This window comes from Vibrio chemaguriensis (assembly GCF_012275705.1).
Taxonomy (GTDB): Bacteria; Pseudomonadota; Gammaproteobacteria; order Enterobacterales; family Vibrionaceae; genus Vibrio; species Vibrio diabolicus.
This window is the reverse complement of record NZ_SHOE01000015.1, coordinates 115,978-132,087: the sequence shown is the minus strand read 5'-3', so window position 1 is coordinate 132,087 and position 16,110 is coordinate 115,978. Positions and strand designations below refer to the sequence as shown.

13 protein-coding genes are annotated in these 16,110 nt (G+C 43.7%); 7 read left to right on the top strand and 6 right to left on the bottom strand.

Annotation, left to right across the window (positions count from 1 at the left end; all coding sequences use genetic code 11):
• Positions 1-186: 186 nt before the first annotated feature.
• Positions 187-1,734, bottom strand: a complete 1,548-nt coding sequence (locus tag EX191_RS15325) for a DUF3360 family protein (protein WP_005390668.1) — start codon at positions 1,732-1,734, stop codon at positions 187-189.
• 455 nt (positions 1,735-2,189) lie between these two features.
• Here EX191_RS15325 and EX191_RS15320 point away from each other — a divergent pair, with 455 nt between their 5' ends.
• The 6 genes from EX191_RS15320 (at position 2,190) to EX191_RS15295 (ending at position 9,932) form a co-directional block, all read left to right on the top strand.
• Positions 2,190-3,665 (top strand): 54K polar flagellar sheath protein A, encoded by a 1,476-nt coding sequence (locus EX191_RS15320; RefSeq protein ID WP_193448001.1) that lies wholly within the window; start codon positions 2,190-2,192, stop codon positions 3,663-3,665.
• A gap of 264 nt (positions 3,666-3,929) precedes the next feature.
• On the top strand, positions 3,930-4,700 hold the full coding sequence (locus EX191_RS15315; protein ID WP_005378438.1) for an ABC transporter ATP-binding protein: 771 nt from the start codon (positions 3,930-3,932) through the stop codon (positions 4,698-4,700).
• 82 nt (positions 4,701-4,782) lie between these two features.
• Entirely contained in the window at positions 4,783-5,553 is a 771-nt protein-coding gene (locus EX191_RS15310) for an ABC transporter substrate-binding protein (protein WP_012841998.1), read from the top strand.
• An 81-nt stretch (positions 5,554-5,634) separates the two neighbouring features.
• Positions 5,635-6,375, top strand: coding sequence for an ABC transporter permease (locus EX191_RS15305; protein ID WP_006742137.1), 741 nt, complete (start codon positions 5,635-5,637; stop codon positions 6,373-6,375).
• A gap of 3 nt (positions 6,376-6,378) precedes the next feature.
• Entirely contained in the window at positions 6,379-7,056 is a 678-nt protein-coding gene (locus EX191_RS15300; RefSeq protein ID WP_193448000.1) for an ABC transporter permease, read from the top strand.
• Positions 7,057-7,211: 155 nt separating this feature from the next.
• A complete protein-coding gene (locus tag EX191_RS15295; RefSeq protein WP_193447999.1) occupies positions 7,212-9,932 on the top strand; it encodes an ImpA family metalloprotease in 2,721 nt (906 codons plus the stop codon).
• A gap of 97 nt (positions 9,933-10,029) precedes the next feature.
• Here EX191_RS15295 and xthA read toward each other — a convergent pair whose 3' ends face one another.
• The 5 genes from xthA to dinG all read right to left on the bottom strand — a co-directional run bounded on the left by xthA (position 10,030) and on the right by dinG (position 14,512).
• The gene (xthA, locus tag EX191_RS15290; protein ID WP_114322520.1) at positions 10,030-10,836 is read right to left on the bottom strand and encodes an exodeoxyribonuclease III; all 807 of its coding nucleotides are present in this window, start codon (positions 10,834-10,836) and stop codon (positions 10,030-10,032) included.
• 94 nt (positions 10,837-10,930) lie between these two features.
• On the bottom strand, positions 10,931-11,095 hold the full coding sequence (gene rsmS / locus EX191_RS15285) for a pleiotropic regulatory protein RsmS (protein ID WP_182019009.1): 165 nt from the start codon (positions 11,093-11,095) through the stop codon (positions 10,931-10,933).
• Positions 11,095-11,640 carry a primosomal replication protein gene (locus tag EX191_RS15280; protein WP_012841995.1) on the bottom strand — a complete coding sequence of 182 codons (546 nt, stop codon included), beginning with the start codon at positions 11,638-11,640 and terminating at the stop codon, positions 11,095-11,097. Before EX191_RS15280 ends, rsmS begins: the two co-directional genes overlap by 1 nt.
• Positions 11,637-12,422, bottom strand: coding sequence for a sulfite exporter TauE/SafE family protein (locus tag EX191_RS15275; RefSeq protein WP_005390688.1), 786 nt, complete (start codon positions 12,420-12,422; stop codon positions 11,637-11,639). Before EX191_RS15275 ends, EX191_RS15280 begins: the two co-directional genes overlap by 4 nt.
• A 14-nt stretch (positions 12,423-12,436) precedes the next feature.
• The gene (gene dinG, locus EX191_RS15270) at positions 12,437-14,512 is read right to left on the bottom strand and encodes an ATP-dependent DNA helicase DinG (RefSeq protein WP_193447998.1); all 2,076 of its coding nucleotides are present in this window, start codon (positions 14,510-14,512) and stop codon (positions 12,437-12,439) included.
• A 515-nt stretch (positions 14,513-15,027) separates the two neighbouring features.
• Here dinG and EX191_RS15265 point away from each other — a divergent pair.
• On the top strand, positions 15,028-16,059 hold the full coding sequence (locus EX191_RS15265) for a porin (protein ID WP_193447997.1): 1,032 nt from the start codon (positions 15,028-15,030) through the stop codon (positions 16,057-16,059).
• The last annotated feature ends 51 nt before the right edge of the window (positions 16,060-16,110 follow it).

Here is a 16,110-nt window from a genome sequence, read left to right as displayed (position 1 = left end):
TAGATGTGTATAAGAGACAGACTATAAATATTGTCACTAGTTTTAACGTTTCTCTTTTTAAGCAACAGTTAGAGGTTAAACTAAAATTTTTTTGCAAACCTTAAACTAAATCAATAAATCCTCAAAAATCTCGATAAAAATGGGGTAGCGACTAGCGCTACCCACACATTTTCTGAACTGTCAGCTTTACAGCCAAGCTTGGATGCCATATTGGCCTTCAAGCATACCAACTGCAAGCATAGCAACTAAACAGATAATAAGTACGCTTACTGGGATCACAATCTTGTCTACAAACGACAAGCGAGACGCGCGCTCTTTATCACCAATTAAGCCATTGTTATCTAAAAGCATAGTTAGTGCCCAAGCTAGAACAGGGTTAACGACTGCTGAACCAAAGATACAGATGCCTGCTGCTTGTGAATCTTTTGAGTCTTTCACCATCTGCATGCCTGCTTCAAGTAGTGGTAGAGAGACACCAACGAGAAGAGCAACGCGCATAACTGGTGGCCATACTGCAACATCCATAGGGAAACCAAGGATTGCAACAATAATACATAGAGAACCTAGTAAGATTGCACCGCCAGGAATAGGGCGCTTCGCGATTGCTGCAGGGATCATGTAAGTCCCCCAAGATGATGTGATGTTACCACCACCGACAGCGGTACCGACCATTTGGCGCACAGAACACATTGTCATTGTGTCATCAACGTCCATCAGTACTTTTTCACTCTTACGTGGGTAGTTCATTTCTTGGAAGATGCGGTGACCCAAGAAGTCAGGAGACCACATTGCTACAGCAAGAATTGCGAATGGTAGAGAAGCGATGAAGTGTTCCATATTAGGAAGACCAAGCATCCAACCTTCTTCTGTTGAACCCCACCAGTAGATTGGGTTTAGGTTTGGAAGACCCGTCTCGGTTACGAATTTAATATCGAAGCCTGCGCCAAGAACAAGTGCGATTGCAAGGCCAGTGAAGGCACAAACAGGGATTGCTAGCCAGCGTTTGTTCACTTTAGCAAGAAACGCGTACAGGCCAATGGTAACCGCAAGAACGATTAGACCGATGTAACCCATGCTACCTGCGGCAACTGTGTCGGATTGCAAACCAACAGCCCAAGCTTGAATGGAATTAATTTGGCTCATCGTTCCGGTTAAACCCAAGAAGATGAGAAGGCCACCAGCCGTACCTTCAGAGGTGAGGTTAACCAGTTTTGAACCACCTTTTAACAGGCTCAGAATTAAACCAAACACACCAATAAGAATTGCCAATGCAAGAGGGTGAGCACCAGCAAGCGCGATGGTACCAATAAGAGGGATCATTGGGCCGTGGTTACCTGCTAGGTTGGCTTTAGGGTTAATAAAGCCAGAAGCAAGTACACAGAAAAGAAGTGCAGGGATGAGCATCTCTACACGGGCAACTTCGATAGCGAAATCTTTGCCCAGGTTAACATGGTCCCATGCGGCAGTTAGGCCTTCAGCCCAAGACATCATTACCGCTGAGTACATCGCGATAATACCAATCGTACCGGCAAGTGCTGGAACAAGATCTTCAAGTTCAAAACGGAAGTCACGACCTGGCAAGTTTAAGCCGAAACGACGCGGCTTCATAATTTGTAGTTCGTGGTCTAGGTAGTCTGAACGGCTTGCGAACTCAGATGCTGGACGATGAAGCTCACGGTAGCTCTTGGTCTCGATATCTGAATCAGAGTGCGTTTTGTTAACTGCGTCTGACATAGATTCCTCATATATTTAAAAGTTATGAATTCTTCATTCAATTGTGTTAATCCGCATCCTGCGGCACGCTTATGCTAGCTATTATTAGATTTGTTACACGTCGACATTGTGCCTAAGCATAGCTAATAACTTATTGTGTTGAGGCACAAAAAAATCCTCATCTTTTGGCAGGAGTCTAGCAAGATAGCCATTTAGGGTGATTGATTTAGATCACTTTAAGAATGGTTGTGAAATAAAACTACAGAAAGTTTCTGGCATGCGAATGAGATGGTGAAATCTTGTGTAATTTCATTACACAAGTTGCATAAAATTAGAATTTGTTGCTCTTATCGTTCGGGGATGCGGGGTAAATATCAATATTCATGATGATTATATAAAGCTGGCTTTATTCTTGCTTTCTACAGGGCAAAGACGATTTTTTGGCTAATCATTGCCGCTCAGTTTAGGAAAAAGACATGAAACAGCTTAAAGTACTGCCACTAGTGGCAATCATCTCAGGGTTAATGGTCGGTTGTGGCGGCGGTGGCGGTGGCGGCGGTGGTGCTGCGCCGAAAACAGCGTTTACTTTTGATTTTGCTATACCAGCAACAATGACGGAAAGTGAAGCTACTGCGAAAGGTTGTACGGTGTATGACCACAAAACTGAGCTGAACGGTGATAAAACGGTTTTAACCTATAGCGCAGCGTCAAAAGAGCAAGTGACTAACTATGTTATCGGTTACTACTCTGATGCAGATGGCAAAAGAGCCGGAGACATCATCAAACCAACCACTGATAACTTTAAGTTTTATCTTGAAGATATTCCTGACGGCGGCTTTGTAACGTTTCAAGCAATAGAATTTAACGGTAGAGAAGCTCGCGTAAATACGTTTTCAAAAGAATTCTTACAAGATAAGAAACTACGTAATGCCACGTTTGCCCTTAACCGAGACTCTTTGAACAAGTGCTTTACTGGCGGTAACTTAGCAAGCAATAAGTTTACTAACCTAGATTACCGAAATGCTGAATCAGGTGGTGGAGACTACAACTTTGTCTCGCAAACCGATGTTTTCACGTCACCTAACCCTGATATGTTGCCTACCGATGAGCTTATGGGGCTTAAAGGTGAGCCTACGGCGTTGTTCCAGTATGAATCTGGTTCAAGCGACAAAGCGCTTTACCAGTATGGTATTGGTTCGTGGGGGACTGGTGAGATCGCCTTAGTCAGAGCGGATAATACGTCAAACATTTATTCGTCTTCTGATTATACTTACGATTCTCTCCACATTGGTTTTGTTACTAACGGCTTTGCGTATGATGCGCTGAAGCTAGATAAAACGGCCGTTGAATATAATCGTCCTAGTGCAACGAATAAAGAAACTTGGGTCTACATGGCGTTCTCAGAGAATCAAGTTAATGGTTGGGACTCTCTACTTAACGAAACGGTCTCTGATGGATGGGATATTGACGTTGATCCAAGCTCTTACTTAAATATTGATAACCTGCCAAACACAAAACCAAGTGTATCAACACAAGGAAGTGCAGACTCGGTGATTGATCTGGACATGGGTTTAACATCGTCTACAGAAGGCTTTACTCGTGTCGCTTACTTTGCGGCTTCAGGCGACTATAAAGTCACACATCGTATTTTCACAAAGAGCGACAGTGACTCTGTTGTTGTTCCTGAGCTCCATTACTACAATTTCCCAACATCAGCCGTTAACGGTTTGAAAGTTTCAGCTTCGGACGATTTTAATCGCACTGCTTTGATATTGAGTGACGATAGCAATATCGACTCTAAAGTTTTCATGAGCTTCTTTTCTAATGGTGAAGCGTCAGAGCCTGAGCTAGATGAAGACTTGGATGGCATCATTACTTCTGAAAAAGAAGGCCTAGAAAATGAAGTGACATTACGTACTTCAAACTCATTGGTAGTCAGTCGTTTTAATTAATTCATTACGACCCTAAATAAGTTCCAATTAACACTTTTGTAAATTTATTAAGCCCCTTCTAAAGGGGCTTTTTTATATTTAATATTCAGCTTTTGAAGAATAAGTTGCTATATATTGCATATTAATTTGGCTATCGTATCTTTCTATTCGAATTATTTAGGTTAATAATTTGTTGCAAGTTTCAGGGTGTGGTGCTAATTTGTTCCGAATTAGAGAGGGCGGAGTCCCTTAATTGCAGTGACAAAAACACAGGGAGTAGAGCGCATGAATGATGTACCAGCGCTAGATATAAAAGACCTGCACAAAACATTTGGACAAAATGAAGTTCTCAAGGGAATTTCTCTTGCCGCGCACAAAGGAGATGTCATCTCCATCATTGGCTCTTCCGGTTCTGGTAAGAGTACCTTTCTTAGATGTATCAACTTGCTAGAAACGCCTACCGCAGGCGAAATTTGGGTGAATGGTGAATTAATCCAAATGAAGAACAACCGAGCAGGGGAATCCGTTCCTGCTAATGAAAAGCAAGTGCAACGTATTCGCTCGCGTCTAGCGATGGTGTTCCAAGGTTTCAACTTATGGTCACACCTGACAGTACTAGAAAACGTGATTGAAGCCCCTGTTCATGTTCTAGGTGTACCAAAAGCCCAAGCGATTGAAAACGCAGAAGTCTTGCTTAAGAAAGTAGGCCTATATGAGCGTAAAGACTATTATCCTGGGCACTTATCTGGCGGTCAGCAGCAACGTGCCGCTATTGCCCGTGCGCTAGCAGTTGACCCTGAAGTGATGTTGTTTGACGAGCCAACCTCGGCGCTTGACCCAGAACTTGTTGGGGAAGTATTAGGGGTAATGAGAGATTTGGCAGATGAAGGACGAACCATGCTGGTGGTCACGCACGAAATGGCGTTTGCGCGAGACGTATCAAACCATGTGATGTTCTTGCATCAAGGCTTAGTGGAAGAACAGGGAAATCCAGCTAAGCTATTTACAAACCCGGATTCAGAACGATTACAGCAGTTTATCTCATCCATTTACTAATATTTTTAGGCGGCAGACTATTGCCTCCTAAGCCAGCACAACAAACAAAACGAAATAAAATAGCAATCACAGGAGTATGGAAATGAAAAAGTGGTTATTAGCAGCAACGATCGCTGCAACGGCAGTATCTGGTGTCGCTCAAGCGAAAGAATGGAAAACAGTTCGCTTCGGCATTGAGGGTGCTTACCCTCCGTTTAGCTGGACAGAAACGGATGGTTCGCTGAAAGGCTTCGACGTAGACATGGCCAACGCGCTTTGTGAAGAAATGCAAGTGAAATGTAAGATTGTCGCGCAAGATTGGGATGGCATCATTCCTTCTCTATTAGCGCGTAAGTACGACGCAATCATCGCTGCGATGTCTATTACTGAAGAGCGTAAGAAGAAAGTCGATTTCACTGGCAAATACGCACTGATTCCAAACAAATTTATTGCCAAGAAGGGTGCGAATCTGGATTTTGACAACCTAGATGGCAAGAAAATCGCCGTTCAACGTGCAACAACACACGACAAATATCTGACAGATAACTATGGCGATAAAGTAGAAATTGTTCGTTACGGTTCTTTTGATGAGGCTTACCTAGATTTAGCCAATGGTCGTGTTGCCGCTGTATTGGGCGACGCCTCTGCTCTAGAAGAAGGTGTGCTTAATAAAGCGGGCGGCGACGCGTACGAGTTTGTTGGTCCGTCATTGACCGATCCTAAGTGGTTCGGTGAAGGTTTTGGTATTGCCGTGCGTAAACAAGATAAAGATCTAACGAAGAAATTGGACGCGGCGATAATTTCACTACGTGAGAAAGGTGTTTATCAAGAAATTGCTGGTAAATACTTTAACTACGATGTGTACGGTGAATAAACCGTAATTAAGCGACCGTTGGCTTGTTCCTAGAAGTAGTCAACGGTCGATTTTTTGAGTTTAGGGATTAGGAACTCACCTATGCTAGATTTACAAGGATACGAAGCTTCGATTTTAAAAGGGGCTTTAGTAACGATAGAAGTTGCAGTGCTTTCACTCCTTCTTGCGGTGATCTTAGGTATGCTTGGCGCATTAGCTAAGTTAGCACCTTACAAATGGGCAAGGGCGATTGCCACTCTTTACACCACCGTCATTCGCGGCATTCCAGATTTGGTTCTGATGATGCTGATTTTCTTTGGTGGACAAATACTTTTAAACAATAGCCTGTACTCCATTAACGAGACGCTCAATGAGTGGTTTGCTTCGAGTGATCCAAACCATGAATGGACGTCTTACTTACCCGACTATATTGATGTCAGCCCATTTATTGCAGGTGTACTCACGATTGGTTTTATCTTTGGTGCCTACATGGCGGAGACTTTTCGCGGAGCGATCATGGCGGTGGACAAAGGTGAACTAGAAGCGGCGAAAGCTTATGGTATGAGCTCAGCCTTATCGTTTAGAAGAATCTTACTGCCTCAGATGATTCGTCATGCATTACCTGGATTTGGTAATAACTGGTTAGTGTTACTCAAGACCACAGCGTTAGTGTCCATCATCGGCCTAGATGACATGGTGAGAATGAGCTCGTTGGCGGCAGGTACGACGAAAATGCCATTTACCTTTTACATGGCTGTCGCGCTCATCTTTCTGTTTTTTACCAGCGTTTCGACCGGGCTACTCAAGCTTGTTGAGCGTAAGTTCAGTATTCATGCGAGGTAAGTTATGGATTTTTCTTTGATTATTGAAAGTTTCCCAACTTATCTTCAGGGACTTTGGACGACAGTTTGGCTGGTAGGATTAGCGTTGGTTATTGGTTTGTGTGTCTCGATTCCATTAGCCGTGGCACGTAATAGTACGAATTATGCCATTAGCTTACCTTCTTGGGGATTCATTTACTTTTTCCGTGGAACACCGTTGTTGGTCCAGTTGTATTTGATTTATTACGGTATGGATCAGTTCTTTCCTGTGAAAGATACCTTGTGGGAAAACGCCTGGTTTTGTGCTTTAGTCGCTTTTATTCTTAATACGTCGGCTTATACAGCAGAAATTATTCGTGGTGCGATTAATGGCTTGCCCAAAGGTGAAGTAGAAGCTGCTAAAGCGTATGGGATGAGTAAGTTTATGACATACAGACGTATTATCTTGCCTAGTGCACTGCGTCGAGCATTACCAGCTTATTCAAACGAAGTGATTTTCATGCTGCACGGTAGTGCGGTCGCGGGTATCGTTACCATTATGGATCTAACTGGCGCTGCGCGCTTAGTTAACTCACGTTACTATGCGCCATTTGAATCTTTCCTTACGGCGGGGCTGTTCTACATGGCACTGACGTTTATGATCTTGTGGTGCTTTAAAGTGGCAGAGAAGCGCTTCTTGGCATACCTACGTCCTTTAAGTTAATAATTAATGTCAGCAATGGTATCGAAATGGGTACCATTGCTTTTTGATGATTTTGTTATCTTCATTCCTATTTTTCCTACCGATACAAAAGACTATTTCTTTTTATTCATGTACTTACATTAATATTTGATAAACCCATTGTTTAGTAAGTAAAAATGAAAAAAACAATTCTATCGTTGGGCCTTGCCGCCGTTGCCACTGGATGTGGTGGGGGAGAGGGAGAGTCACAATCTAATGCTCAAGTAAAACCAACGCCAGCTCCAGTTCAACAAGCTCTGGAAACTGGTAATGCACTGCTCGTTTCTGACCCGAACGATTTCATCCGAGAAAGTCGGCAAGTTGTGGAAGGGCACAAGAAACAGTCGAATACGATCAAATCTGCAATTGCGAAAAACCTTTCTGGCCTTTATTGGGATCCAACCCATGATGCAGCGATCTTGGCACCTCAGTATGGGTTCAACGACACCATCTTGATGACCAACAAGGCCATGGCCAACGGTTATAAAGATCAGGCGTTGTCAATTGGCGTTGCTGGAGAAAAAGCTAATGGTCAACGTTATGCGCTATTAGGTAGTAACCCATTTAGAACGGCACAACGCTTTCCCGAGTCTTCGAATGCAGCGATGACTCAATGGCTAAGCAACCTGGTCACTTGGTTGTCAGGCGGAGCTACTTCAAACGTTGTCATCGCGCAAATGGATCAGTCTTATTACTTCCCTGATGAGCAAGCGACTCGGAATTGGCTGAACGACAATGTTTCACAAGAGTTGGCGTTTAACGAGGCCAACCTATGCGATGGTTCGAAGCTACTTAGCTGCTTGCAAACCAATACTCCAAACTTATTGATCTTGTCACAGCATCTGCAATCTGGCGACACCAACCAACAAGTACTCGATGCTCTGGCATACGCTGAGCAAGCCCAAATTCCTGTTCTATACCTACATTGGGATGGAGGACTAACTGAACTTGGCCGAGACATTTTGGAAAAATTCCATGTTGATTATGTGGGAGATAACTATTGGCGTAAGTTAGGCTTGGTTGATTGGGCGCCTTCATCACTCATGAACTTCGTGCCAGACTCTGTTGCTACGCAACAAGCGCTGTTGTCTCGTTTTGAATCTCAAAACTTCAATGTTGACTTGTCACAGTGTGATGACAAATCTTGTCCTGACACTGCGAATATGGAAAGTCAATTTTATGCAGGGGCAAACAGTATTCGCCATCGGTTGCAAAAGCTTGATGAACAAAAAGTAGATTTGTTTAATCAAGACGGCTACCAATACGAAAAACTCATGGTATTGCTGGCTGATCACTATCGTCAAACGGTTGTGTTCCCAATGGACAAACAATCAACCCAAACGACCGAATTCCTAAAGTCGTATTTTGCCGATTACGTACAATACAACAGCCGAAGTGTGAACCTAAAACAACCAAATATGGGGAACTTCAGCCGTAGTGAGTTTAGCCCTGAAGTAAAGAGAATCAGCGCAACGATTAATATGGAATCAAAGCGTAACTTCCGCTCTGCTGGTGTGTATGCGCTTCCTGGGGAGACCTTTACGGTCACGCGCAATGACAGTAATGAAGTGACGACTAAAATTGTCATCAACAGTTTAAGAAGTGGCGCAACTCATGAGTTCAGCAAAGATGGATACACGCGACCAAAAATGCTGACTTCTTTCGCCTATGAGGTGAAGCCGGGTGAAACCATCACGCTGACTTCACCTTATGGCGGGCCTATCCAGGTTCACTTTAACAATAATGATGTACCAGTAGCTCTAACATTTAGCCATGTAGCGCAACACCCTGTATGGAGAAGTGAAAAGGATAACGATGCGTTTATTCAGGAGCTTGAAGCGAATTTGTTCGATTGGGCTGAACTGATCACGCCTGGATTTGAGGTACACTCTAAACGCGACAAAATGCTTGAATCTGTCAACGATGAGATGTGGTCGACACCAGCTGAAATGGCCCTGGCGACAGAAGAATATGTTCATAACTACCCACATGTCTTGGCTGGTTTCCAAGGGCCGGGTATCGATGAGGTTCCGGAAATTATCCAGTATGCCAAAAATCAAGGTTGGGAAATCGCCAATATTGATATGGTGAAGCATATGAACGCTGACCAAGCGACGTGTGGTTACGGCTGTTCTGGTAACCCATACGATGCTTACTGGTCATTCAGCCCACTCGGTCACGGTGATTTACATGAGCTTGGTCATGGCTTGGAAAAAGGTCGATTCCGATTTGCAGGCTGGGAAGGGCATTCAACGACCAATTACTACTCGTATTACAGTAAGTCTCGTTTCTTCCAGAATACGGGGAAAGTTTCAACTTGCCAAAGCTTGGATTTCAAAGGCCAGTTTGAATTATTGCAAGCAAGCCGAACTCAAGCGGATCCAAACGCTTACATGGCAGCGCAAAATCAAACTGGTTGGAGTTGGGGAGCTCGCGTTTACATTCAAATGATGATGGCGACGCAGCATGAAGGTGTACTGCAAAATGGTTGGCATTTATTGGCGCGATTGCACCTGATTGAACGTGAGTTTAACCGCTTAAAATCGGATGATGCGCTTTGGAATGAGAGACGATTGAGTATTGGTTTCGCCAACTACTCTCGTGAAGAGGCAAATAGCATCTCAAACAACGACTGGTTGCTTATTGCTCTGAGCTACATCTCTCAGCGAGACATGACGAGCTATTTAGATATGTGGGGCTTCTCGTTCACAGAAAAAGCGAAACAACAGGTTGTGGCGCTGAATCTACCGCCGATGCCTCTCACTTACTTTGCAAGCAGCAATACCGGCTACTGTCTGAACGAATTTGCTCAAACGCCAGTCAGTGTTGATGGTCAAACGGTTTGGCCGCTGAACTAGCTGAGTAGAAAGTAACTTGCATGAAAAAGGGAGACAGAGTCTCCCTTTTTCATGGGGTAAGCTTAGCGTTGAGTCCCGCTTATTGCTCAGTTATGTATTACTTGAACGTCGACCAAATTGGAGCGTGGTCTGAAGGTTTTTCAATACCGCGCAATTCATAATCGATACCCGACTCAATACATTTTTGCGCGAGGGAAGGGGTCGCCAAAATGACATCAATTCGTAGACCTCGGTTATCATCAAACCCGCGAGAGCGATAATCAAACCACGAGAATTTATCGTTCACTTCTGGATATAGCTTGCGGAAGGTGTCCTCAAAGCCCCAATCTAGCAAGGTTTTCAGCCATTCGCGCTCTTCCGGTTGGAATGAACATTTACCTGTTTTTAGCCAACGCTTACGGTTTGGTTCGCCGATACCGATATCTGCATCAATAGGGCTAATGTTGATGTCACCCATAACAATCAATTGCTCGTCGCTATTGTGATGATCGTTTAGGTAGGTCATCAGATCTTTATAGAACTGACGTTTGTATGGGAATTTTGTTTCGTGGCTGATGTTATCCCCTTGAGGGAAGTAGCCATTTAGCACCGTGATTTTTTCGCCGTTTTCATTTAAAAACGTTGCCATGATCATGCGCTTTTGGTGCTCTTCGTTATCCGTCGGGAACCCTTTTTGTACGAGAAGAGGCTCTTGCTTACAAAGCATTGCGACGCCGTAGTGCGCTTTTTGACCATGGAAATACACTTTGTAGCCCATGGCTTCGACAGCTTCAATCGGGAATGCTTCATCGTGAACTTTAATTTCCTGAAGGCCAATCACATCTGGTTGGTGTTTGTCGATTAGCGCTTGGAGTTGGTGCAGTCGCGCACGTAGTCCATTGATGTTAAAGCTGATTACTTTCATTGTTTATCCTTTTTGAGGGCGTACTTTTTTATGAATAGTATCATTGTGCAAGAGCACTGAAAACGAGTCTTGGTGAAAGGAGCGAAACGTTGGGCTACTTTGTTTTTAATTTGTTTTCTAAATCGCTTTGCACGATCTTCAAAGCGTTAAGCGCAACTTCTGGATCTATCTCATTGCTCTCAAGTAAATAGATCAAATCGACAGCCAATTTGATCTCTTCAGGTGCGTCATCTAAAGGCGAGGTTGGTTGATCGGCCATTATTGGTGTTTTTCCCTATGTGTAATTTGGTTCTCTAGTTTCAGAAGCGCTGCCTCACAACGTGCCAAACGTTGCTCGGTCGCTAGTAACACTTTCTGAGCCTCGGCACGCATAAAACTAGGAGCGGTTTCGACAGCACGTTCTTTTTCTAACACCATTTCGCGCAAGCGTCTTGCCCACTCTTGGTGTTGAGCGAGTTCCTGATAAAGCACGTTAATAGGCTTGCGGAAATGGCTGCTATGTTTGATCTCATTCTTGCGAATTTTGGTGGTAGAAATCTCGCGTTGAATCGCACCTATTTGCGCTACTAACCGTTCAGTGAGGTACTCAGCACGCAAAGCGGTGAGCTTACCTTCATTTTGCTCACGCACAATCGCATCCAGCGTGGCTTTTGCTTCTTTTACGCAAGGAGTAAGTAAGCGAGAGCGACAACCAAATAAGCGCTCATCAAAAAGCGGAACATGGTGTTCGCCTCTTTGACGGTCAAGAACAGCGGCTTGCTTCGCCATTTGTTCTAGGTTTTCCTGGAGTTGAGAAATGTTCATGACAAACCTACAAACCATGCGTCATAAGCCAATTTTATGGCCAGTATACTGACGACAGTAACAAATACAGGGCGAATGAATTTAGAACCAAACCGAATGGCGGAATGCGCGCCAACAAAAGCGCCAGCCATTAAACATACCCCCATTGTTAAGCCTAGCACCCAGTTGATATGACCGAGGACTGCAAACGTAATCAAAGAGGTAAAGTTGCTGGTAAAGTTCATTGCTTTTGCTAAGCCAGAGGCGAGCAAGATATTCAGCCGATACAGAGCCATTGAACTGACCGTCCAAAAAGCCCCAGTTCCAGGCCCTGCGAGCCCGTCATAGAACCCTATGGATAATCCTTGCATGTACTGTTTTCTATGAAGTTTTGGGCAAGGCTCGGGAATTGGACTTTGATGAGGAGAGTGCGGTGTTTTATGGAAGACGGTATATAACGCCGCCGCTAAAATAACAAGAGGTAACCCTTTTTCTAGCCAATCCGTGCTAATCGCGTCCACAAGTAGGGTACCTAATGTTGCTCCGACAAGCGTCGCAACAAATGCTCTTCCCCAGCATTGAGGCTTGAATAAACGTTTCTTGTAGTACGTAAATGCCGCAGTAGAAGAGGCAAAGGTAGCCGCAAGTTTATTGGTGCCTAGTGCAATATGGGGCGGCAAGCCCAACGATAGTAGAGCAGGTACGGTTAGCATGCCACCACCACCGGCAACTGCATCAATAAATCCAGCGACAAAAGCGACAAGCGCCAACACCAACAGCATAGTTGGCTCAATCATTTCCATAAATGGTGATTCTTCTAATATTCTATTTTACGTTTAAATGGAGGTAGTGAGTCGATTAAGGCTTGTCCGTATCGCTTAGTGACTAGGCGTCGATCAAGAATCGTTACTCTACCAGAATCTCTCTCTTTACGCAGTAAGCGACCTACGCTCTGGATCAGCTTTTTGCTTGCGTCAGGTACAGTTATTTGCATAAACGGGTTCCCACCTTTTTTCTCGATATATTCGGAGTGAGCCTGTTCGACAGGAGAGGTTGGAACACCAAATGGAATTTTTGTAATCACCAAGTTTTCAAGTAATTCGCCAGGTAAATCTAGCCCCTCAGAGAAACTGCCAGTACCAAATAAGATGCTGGTTTTATTTGATTCTATTAGCTTTTTATGTTTTTTTAGAATTTCTTGACGTGAGCTTTCACCTTGAACTTGCAACGCCCAGCCTTTTTTTATGAACTCCGAAGACAGCGCCTTCGCAACTTGGTTCATCTGCCAATAGGATGAGAATAATACTAAGTTGGCTTTCTTGTCTTCCAAGTACTTAGGCAATATCTCGATAAGATATTCAGTAAATTGAGGCGCTGGTGGTTCATATTTCATCGCAGGGATGAGCAATTCTGCCTGGTTTTGGTAATCGAATGGTGACGCAAGCGCTAAAAACTGTGTGCCTGATCCTGGTTTTCCATCAATACCAACCTGATGGCAAAAGTAATGGAAGGAGTTTAATGCACGCATCGTTGCGGAAACTAAAATGGCGCCAATGCACCTGCTCCAAATTTGTTGGTCGAGTTGCCATCCAATTTCAAGCGGAGAAACACTCACAATGAAATCACCCTCGCGATCGGGGTGGGTTTCTAACCAGCGAGCCAAAGGCGCACCTTTTTCACGAGTTGGCTCAGCCATCAAGTGCCAGACTTGCGCTAGGTTTTCTAACCTTTGAATGTAGAAGCCGAGCTCTGCAAGCGCTGGTTCAGCCAATCTTGTCGCAAGCTCCCCATCTTTTACTCTTTCCGCAATAAGGTCGGCAATTTTTGCCACACTTTGATTTGCTTTTTTACTGAACTGCTTTAACTCTTTGGATTGGTTCTCTAGCCATTCTGGTAGTTCACCGTGCTCAAAGCGGTAGATGCCTTCTTCAAATTGAGCTGGATCGAACTGTTTAGGCAGTTGAGTCAGTGCTGGTATCAAGTTCTGAACCGCGTCTTGAAGGTCGTTGCGAAATCGAGCTACGCGTTTCTCGTCTGCGAGCGATGAAAACTTGCTAATCGACTGATTTAACTTCTCAAGCCACGCTGCCGCACCTTTTAAGCTCGCAGATGCTGAAGCATGATCGCGGGCGACATGAGGCAAGTGATGTGCCTCGTCAAAGACGTATATCGTGTTTTCTGGCTCAGGTAAGATTACTCCGCCCCCCAAGTCTGCGTCTGCCATGACGAGAGAGTGGTTCGCAATGATGACATCATTCTTATCCAGCTCCGAGCGCGCTTTTTGAAATGAGCATCCGCGATGGCCGGGTAAGCTGTTATTACAACTGTGTTTATCACTAACAATCAGTTGCCAAAGCTTATCATCGATGGTTTTAGGCCAAGAATCACGGTCACCGTCCCATTTACCTTGCGCAAGAGAGCGATGCATTGTTTCCAACAGCTCTATATCTTTTTGCTTAGGCTTGGTTTCGAACATGGCTAACTGACCACCATCAGCACCACAAGCTGAAGCAAGTTTTTCTGCACAACAATAGCGTTGACGGCCTTTTGCCAGAATAAAAGAAAACTCTCGGTCGGTAATCCGACGAAAAAGAGGGAGGTCTTTATTTATGAGCTGCTCTTGCAGAGCTACGGTCGCCGTTGAGATAACCACTTTTCTATTGTTATGTACAGCCACGGGGATGGCAGCCATTAGATAGGAGAGCGACTTACCAATTCCAGTCCCTGCTTCTGCAACCAGTATTCGGTTAGATTTGTGGTACTGACCGCACAGCGTTTTTGCAACCTCTGCAACAAGGTAGTTTTGTGCTCTTCTAGGTACAAAGTTATCAAGTTGATCTTGCAGGTTTTGATAGCTATTACGAATCGATTTTTGAATGTTACTGGTCAGCATACGGGCCTCAAATGCGTTGGAGGCGAATAGTAGCACACATCACTAGTTGTACAGTAGTTCACAAAACGGAATGCTTTTATGAGGAATGTAGATCTTCTTCACAAAAAAATATTGAACCTTATCTAAATGAAATTAATTTCATTATATGAAAAATATAAAACTCCAAATATGATATTTGTATGGTTTTTTATTCTATATATTGTGTTTTTTAGTATTTGTTTTGGGTTTAAAATCTCATTGTTAATGATTTTATAAATTATGAAAAATCAAGAGGATTGATTAGATGTTCGTCGAATAAATAAAGATAAACTTTTCAAGTTATTGTTTTTAAATGTTATTTTTGTTTTTTTACATTGGTATTTAGAAAATTTGACAGCCAGAATAATCTTTTGCACTCTTAGCTCCAGATTTTGAGAAGGCGCTGTATAACGTTTTGTTAACGCTCTATCTCAAACATATAAAAAAAGGGAACCGGACAAGGATATCCCGAACTAAGAAAAGGCAGTGGATTAATTATGAAAAAAACTCTATTAGCACTAGCTGTAGTTGCGTCTGCAACTTCAGTGAACGCAGCTGAAGTATTCAAATCTGAAGAAGGTTCTGTAGATTTCTACGGTCAGCTACGTCCAACTCTTCTATTCCTAGACAGCACAGACCACACTGCAGAGCTAAACACTAGCTCTTCTCGTATGGGTGTAAATGGTGTTTACGTTGTAAACGACAACCTAAAAGTTCTAGGTGAAGTTGAAATCGGTGTTGCTCTAGGTGACAACTACGGTGCAGGTGCTGATTCAAGCGAGCGTACTGATGACTCAGTATACGTACGCCGTCACATCTTTGGCTTCGACATGGGCGATATGGGTACACTTCGTTTTGGTAAAGAAGGTACTTGGGCTGATGACATCTACGGAGCTGATTACTCATACTTCTTCGGTGGTTCTGCACTTCTTTACGGACACGCGTGGAACAACTCTTCTCAAATTAAATACGCTTACGAAAATGACGCATTCTGGCTAAAAGCTGGTTACGCGCTAGGTGAGAAAGATCAAAACGAAGAAATCCGCGAAGTATTCGTAGGTAAGTCTTTCAATGACCTATCTGTACACGCTGGCGTTCTTTCTTCTGAGAACAAGATTGCTTCTAAAGGTAACAACACTGAAAACCTATCTTTCGAAGTAACTGCTGAATACGCTCTAGATGAGCACACTCTAGGTGCTACGTACTACTACAACGAAAATGAAGACAAAGCAGCTAACGAGACTATCGATTCTCACGGTATCTCTCTAGCAGGCATGTTCGCTGTAGCTCCTAAAACAACACTTTACTCTGGCTACGAGCTAGTAATGTCATCTTCTGACAAATCTGGCAAGAAAGATGGCGACCAATCTAAGTTTTACGCTGGCGTTGAATACAAGTTCTCTAAATGGGCTCGCGTATTCGCAGAAGCGGGTTACAATTTTGATGGTGATAAGCTAGAAGCTGGTAAAAAAACTGCAGAAACTGATTCTAAAACTGACTTCGGTGTTGGTGCACGTTTCTACTGGTAATCAATACCCAGTTTGATATTGTAAGACCCAGCTATATGCTGGGTCTTTTAC